Raw genomic sequence first — 6,296 nt, 5'->3', positions numbered from 1 at the left:
TGAATACGAGAAAAAACATGGCTAAAACGAAGTAGCCAACTTCCCTGCACCCATCCCCGTGATTCACTTAAATCTGCTCCCAGCCCTGGCGGTAGTTGTGGCGAATCCATTCTTCGGCCATTTGTCTGGCTGGCAGGGTCACAAAGTCTTTGTTGAAACGCGGATCGCCGTTCACCACTTCAAACGAATCTTTAGCCAACACCCGCAGTTGGTCGTTTTGCCCGATGTTGGTGAATCGCATGTTGGGGCCATCCCACATTAATTTGCGTTGCAGGCTTTGTAGCCTGACGGCCAGCACTCCCATCACCACCATCTCGTTCAAGGGGCCCGAATAATCGAAGTCGGATGACGGTTTCACCCGGTTCTGCGGGGTTTCCTTGCAGGCCCTGATCCAGTCTTGTTCGTGTCCCCCGTCCATGGCGTTGGGAATCCGCCGGATGCTTTTGGCCGGTTCTTCAAAATGAGCCATTTCGCGGGTCGGCAGCAGGGTTGGGTTGGCTGAGGAGGAGCCGCACATGATTTTTCCTTTGGTGCCATAAAAAATGCAGCCGCCACTTTCGTTGCCCATGGGCTCGCCGTCCAGCAGTTCGTCTGGGCGCGGCGGCATCAGACCGCCATCGAACCAGGTAACGGTTACCGGAGGCATGGCGACTTTGGGCAGGTTGTCTCGTGCCGGGAATTCATAAACCACCATTTCGGCGTTGGGACACGACTCGGTATTGGCCGGCGTGGAACTTCCCTGAACCGAGCTTGGATACTCCAGCTTGAGCGCTTTAAATACCGGGTCGAGAATGTGACAGGCCATATCGCCCAGTGCGCCGGTGCCAAAGTCCCACCAGCCACGCCAGTTCCAGGGGGTGTAAATTTCGTTGTAGGGACGGTAGGCTGCCGGCCCTAAAAATAAATCCCAGTCCAGCGTTTTGGGAATGCGCATTTCCTTTTCCGGGCGCTCCAGTCCTTGCGGCCAAATGGGGCGGTTGGTCCAGGCATCTACCCGGGTGATGTCGCCAATCTTGCCGGTCCAGATCCATTCGCAAATCTGGCGGATTCCTTCGTTCGAATTTCCCTGGTTCCCCATTTGGGTCGCCACACCGTAGCGGCGGGCGGTTTCTGTGAGTACCCGGCTTTCGTAAACCGAGTGCGTCAGCGGTTTCTGAACGTACACATGAATTCCCTTGCGCATGGCAATCAAAGCAGGTAAGGCATGCGAATGATCGGGGGTGGCAATCATGACCGCATCAATGTCCTTTTGCTTGTCAAGCATCTCCCGGTAGTCTTTGTACTGGGGAGCTGTTGGCCACTCGCGGAACGAGTTCCGGTTGGCATATTTCCAGTCCACATCGCACAGGGCCACGATGTTTTCGGTCTCCATATTCTTCAGGTTGCGGTAACCCATGCCGCCCACGCCAATGCCGGCAATGTTAAGTTTGTCGCTTGGTGCTCTGTGTCCAAGCCCGGCAATCACGGCGCTGGGAAGGATACTTAGCCCGGCGGCTACACTTGCTGTTGAACCAAGGAAATGGCGTCTGCTTATTGGTGTTTGCTTAGATGTCATGGTGTAAGGTTTCATTTTTAAAACTGCGCGAAGCAATTTAATAAGAAATGATGACTAAATGAAGGAGGGAAGGATTTCTAACCAACCTTTCTTATAAGTACAAGCAATGATAAGCCACTTGTCCGTTGGCTTTGACTTTGAAGCGGACATCCTTTTCAACTCTGAAAGATTCGTTTTTCCCATAATTCTTCCATTCCGATTCGCCGGGCAGTAACACATCCAGGCTGCCGCTGGTAAGCGTCATAATTTCGATGGTTGCGGTTCCAAATTCATAGTCGCCACTTTCCATTACGCCAATGGTGGCGTTTCCTTCTTCGTTGGCCAGCGCAATTGATTTAACGGCGCCTTCGAAATACTCATTGACTTTCAACATGATGATTGATATTTAAAGTTAAGGCTTCAAAAATAGTTGATTTACGCTGGATTGATACCAAAATAAAACGGGGCAAGAAAAGAATCTCACCCCGTTTGTATCATTATTCATCAATTCATCTGATGTTTGAAACATCCTTTATGCGGGCATATCAGGCAAGCTCCATGGTGCACGGTAGGTGTGCTTGATCAGTTCAGCTGCAAATTCTTTGGCAGGAACCGGATCAGTCCATGTTTTCTTGAAGGTTGGGTGACCATCGTGGATGGCAAAACCGTCTTTGATAACTGTTCTGATTTCCTCGGTGTCGTTCAGGTTGGTAAACTGCATGTTTGTTCCATCCCATTCCAACTCTTTGTTTAAGCCTTGTAAACGAACGGCCAATACGCCCATCACAACCATTTCGTTGAATGGTCCGGCTTCGGCAAAGTCAGATGCGGTAGGAACACGGTTTTCAGGCGATTCCTTGCATGCACGTACCCAATCCATCTCGTGGCTTGTTTCCACACGACGACGGAATTTAGGCGCGTTTGGTTCGCGGCCTGACAGCAACCATGGGTTTACTCCGTAGCAACCACAGATCAGTTTGTCTTTGGTTCCGTGGAAAATAACACCACCACCTTGGTCGTTCGGGTTTTTACCGGCTGGCCATCCATCAGGAAGCATCGGCTTGATACCACCGTCATACCAGTTTACTTCAACTTCAGGAAGTTTAATTTTCATTTTCTTTTTGGCTTTCCTTTCAGGGAAAGTCAGCTTTACCGATTGTGCTGTTGGAGCACAGTCTTGTAGCAACAAGGTTGAATTACCTTGGGCTTTGGTTGGGTAGCCTAATTCAAGACCAACAAATACCGGGTGCAAAATGTGGCAAGCCATGTCGCCAAGAGCACCTGTACCGTAATCCCACCAGCCACGCCAGTTCCAAGGGTGATAAATCTCGTTGTAAGGACGCATTTGAGCTGGTCCTACGAATAAATCCCAATCCAAACCATCAGGAACCCACTGTCCGTTTTCAGGTGTATTCAATCCTTGAGGCCAGATCGGACGATCCGTGAATGCTTCCACTTTGGTGATTTCACCAATTTCGCCGTTAGCGATCCATTCGGTTGTCAGGTTAACGCCTTCACCCGATGAACCTTGGTTACCCATCGATGTGGCTACTTTGTACTTGTCAGCAAGTTTGGTCAGAAGGCGCGATTCGTAAACCGAGTGCGTCAAGGGCTTCTGTACATAAACGTGCTTGCCCATGGTAATGGCATGAGCTGCAGTAAGGGCGTGGGTGTGGTCGGCTGTTGCAATGACAACTGCGTCGAAATCGTCACCCATTTCGTCATACATTTTACGCCAATCTTTGTACTTTTTGGCTTTTGGAAAACGGTCGAAAACACCATTGCCAGCTGTGTAGCGCCAGTCAACATCGCAAAGGCCAATGATATTTTCCGATTCCAGGTTCTTCAAGTTAGCAAACCCCATACCGCCGACACCAACACCAACGATATTCAGTTTATCACTAGGGGCTTTGTGCCCAAGACCTGCAATAACATTGCTTGGAAGAATGGTAATTCCGGCTGCCGCTGTTACGGCAGTGCCCAGAAAAGCCCTTCTTGAAACATGCTTTGATTCTTTTGAAAGCTTTTTCATAGTCTATTATTTGAAATTGATTCAGGTAAAAAATCGCGTTTTAGAAAGCCCGAAAGCTTCGAAAAAACAGTTAAAGATATAATTCTTCGGGCTTTTGCCCAAACATTTTAATCCATGAATGAAACGGGCATCGTGGATTTCTATTTTTTGCGATGAAAGGCTTGCCAGATCGTAGATTGATAACTATTGGATTTTGACTTGCTTGTGAATAGTTTTTGTCTATTTAGAATAAAAAAAATCAATTTGATTGGTCCGTTGGCTGACTCTATATTTGCAGCATAAATTTTTGAACGAACAACATAAAAAACGAAAAAATCATGTTAACAATAGGACAAAAATTTCCTGAGTTTAAAAAGACTGCTGTCGTTTCACTGGAAATGGGAAAAGAGTTTGAAACCATTAGCAACGAGGATTTGAAAGGCAAGTGGAGTGTGATGTTTTGGTGGCCAAAGGACTTCACCTTTGTATGCCCAACTGAAATTACCGGATTCAATGATTATTACGAATCATTTAAAAAGCTGGATGCCAACTTGATTGGTGCTTCAACCGATTCCGAGTTTGTTCACCTGGCCTGGAGAAATGACCACCCGGGATTGAGACAATTGAAATTCCCCATGTTGGCCGATACTTCCAAGTCGCTGGCTGAAGATCTGGGGATTTTGGAAGCTGGTGAAAAAATTGCTTACCGCGCTACCTTCATTCTCGATGAAGCAGGGGTAATCCGTTGGGTGAGTGTCAACGACCTGGCCATTGGACGCAATGTGCCGGAAGTGTTGCGCGTTTTGGAAGCCTTGAAGACTGGTAAGCTGACCCCTTGTGACTGGGAGCCGGGACAAGCGACCTTAGCTTAAAAGAACACGCCATAACAAGTTTAAGTTAGATCAGATTAGTAATTCAAAAAAGGATGTCGAGAGGCATCCTTTTTTTGTTCCGGAAAGTTTCAACCGGGATTAACGATGGGCCACCTTTCAGGAAGCCGGCAGTTTCTTCCAAACAGCCACAAACAAGAGGATCCATCCGGCAATAAAGCTCAAGCCACCCAGCGGGGTAATGGCGCCCAACCATTTGATTCCCGTGATCGACAGCACGTAAAGACTTCCGGAGAAAATAACAATCCCAGCAGTCAGGCAAATGGCCGACCAACTGATTAAAGGCGATGGCATATGGATGGACAGCGCACCGATCAGCAGTAAGCCCAGCGCATGATAAAAATGATATTCAACGCCTGTTTTATACACTTGCATCAAGTCATCGCTTAACTTTGCCTTGAGGCCATGTGCTCCAAAAGCACCGATAATAACCGCTAGCGCGAGTAAGGCCGAAGCCGTCAATAGTATGGTTTTGCTCATTGGTATGGTTTTAAAATGATTGATGTAAAAGTAACACGCCCATCCTGCTTTTGTTAACGGAAACTACCCGCCATTTTTGAAATCGTGCGGGAAAAGTGCCGTTCGATCAACGGCTTCAACAAAATGAACCGGAGCATGTTGTTTTAGTTGGTTGACTGATCTGGTCATAAACGAAATGGCGACTATTCTAACATGAATTTCTGACAGAAAAAGTAAAAAGCATGAGAGGAAAAATTGATCTGTGGGTGTGGAAATACCTGGTGCCGATGTTCCGGCAAAGTTCGTTTCGGTATCGAACTGTGCAATTGACGGCCTTGGCCTATGTCCGGTGTTTTGCTTTGCCGAGGAAGTTTTTGCAGCATTATCTTAAGGGAACTGGCTCGGCTATTTGGGTTGACGGAGCTGAACTGATTCGTGACAATCCGCATTTGTTGGCGCTGATCCGCGATGAAGCCGGGCAAAAGCAACAAGGACGGGTCCTCCTGTCTCAGGCGGCGCTTTGCGATCCCAAATGGAAATATTCGGTCGGTTCTTCCGTGTTGCGTTTCAAAAGGCAGGCAGCGGGGCTGGAACTAAGGCTGGAGAGTTGGTATCAGTATCAGAACGAGACTTCGCGGCTGACCAAACACCTTCATCAATGGTTGTCGGGGCATAAAAACGCTCAAGCATTTCCGGTTTACAGTAGGCCCTTCCACATCTGGCATGAGCAAATGGACTTGCCTTATGTTTGGGCTGAAATCAACACTTCAGCTCCTTTCGCATTTTACCTTTTGGTTTGAAGCCATGAGGCCAGCGGCATTCCGTTCACTGTTTCATTTTATAGAAGAGCTTTCCGGTGGTCAGCAGTCCGGCAAATACAAACACCGCAAAGACCAAACTGCTTAGAGCCAGTTGCATTCCGCCCGAAACAATATGTCCGCTTGTGCAGCCGCCGGCCATGCGTGCTCCGAAAATCATAATGAAACCACCCGTGAATGCCCAGATGATTCGTTTGGGTGCAGATGTTCCCTTGTACTTTTTCCAGTTTTTGTGAATCAAAGTTAGCTTGAAATCTTTACGCAGCAGCGAAAGAATCAACCCCGAAATGAACGCTCCGGCCAGAAAAATCAACTCCCAGCTTCCGGATCCTTTAATGCTTTCGAAATAGGTGTTGGTGGTGGTGCCCGTCAGTATATCGGCCAGGTATGGGTAGGTGGTCGAAGCGCCAATTGGCCGGTTGAAAGTGATCCCTGAAAATACGATGGCGTTCAACACGGCCAGCGCTATTCCAGCAATGATCCAATCTTTGTTGCTTGTTTTTTCCAGTCTATGAACACCAAAGGCCGCAGCAATAAAGGCTGCGCTTGAGACAAAGAGTAACACGTAAAAGAGTAGGGGCTGG

General features: G+C 48.0%; 7 protein-coding genes. 2 read left to right on the top strand and 5 right to left on the bottom strand.

Annotated elements, in window-relative coordinates; translation table 11 throughout:
* Positions 1-67: 67 nt before the first annotated feature.
* The 3 genes from AAC033_RS17950 to AAC033_RS17940 form a co-directional block, all read right to left on the bottom strand.
* Entirely contained in the window at positions 68-1,555 is a 1,488-nt protein-coding gene (locus AAC033_RS17950) for a Gfo/Idh/MocA family oxidoreductase (RefSeq protein ID WP_339740695.1), read from the bottom strand.
* Between the two features lie 91 nt (positions 1,556-1,646).
* A complete protein-coding gene (locus tag AAC033_RS17945) occupies positions 1,647-1,928 on the bottom strand; it encodes a pyrimidine/purine nucleoside phosphorylase (protein WP_339740693.1) in 282 nt (93 codons plus the stop codon).
* Between the two features lie 138 nt (positions 1,929-2,066).
* A complete protein-coding gene (locus AAC033_RS17940) occupies positions 2,067-3,566 on the bottom strand; it encodes a Gfo/Idh/MocA family oxidoreductase (RefSeq protein ID WP_339740690.1) in 1,500 nt (499 codons plus the stop codon).
* A gap of 317 nt (positions 3,567-3,883) precedes the next feature.
* Here AAC033_RS17940 and AAC033_RS17935 point away from each other — a divergent pair, with 317 nt between their 5' ends.
* On the top strand, positions 3,884-4,417 hold the full coding sequence (locus tag AAC033_RS17935) for a peroxiredoxin (protein WP_339740688.1): 534 nt from the start codon (positions 3,884-3,886) through the stop codon (positions 4,415-4,417).
* Between the two features lie 117 nt (positions 4,418-4,534).
* On the opposite strand, the gene AAC033_RS17930 is transcribed toward AAC033_RS17935, so the two are convergent.
* Entirely contained in the window at positions 4,535-4,915 is a 381-nt protein-coding gene (locus AAC033_RS17930) for a DUF423 domain-containing protein (RefSeq protein WP_339740686.1), read from the bottom strand.
* 221 nt (positions 4,916-5,136) lie between these two features.
* Here AAC033_RS17930 and AAC033_RS17925 point away from each other — a divergent pair, with 221 nt between their 5' ends.
* Entirely contained in the window at positions 5,137-5,694 is a 558-nt protein-coding gene (locus tag AAC033_RS17925) for a hypothetical protein (RefSeq protein WP_339740684.1), read from the top strand.
* A gap of 25 nt (positions 5,695-5,719) precedes the next feature.
* On the opposite strand, the gene AAC033_RS17920 is transcribed toward AAC033_RS17925, so the two are convergent.
* Positions 5,720-6,296: YeeE/YedE thiosulfate transporter family protein (locus AAC033_RS17920; protein WP_339740681.1), on the bottom strand; the 577-nt coding region annotated here is incomplete at its 5' end.

The organism is uncultured Sunxiuqinia sp., from assembly GCF_963974515.1.
Lineage (GTDB): Bacteria > Bacteroidota > Bacteroidia > Bacteroidales > Prolixibacteraceae > Sunxiuqinia.
The sequence above is the reverse complement of the archived record's forward strand: the minus strand, read 5'-3'. Positions and strand labels throughout refer to the sequence as shown.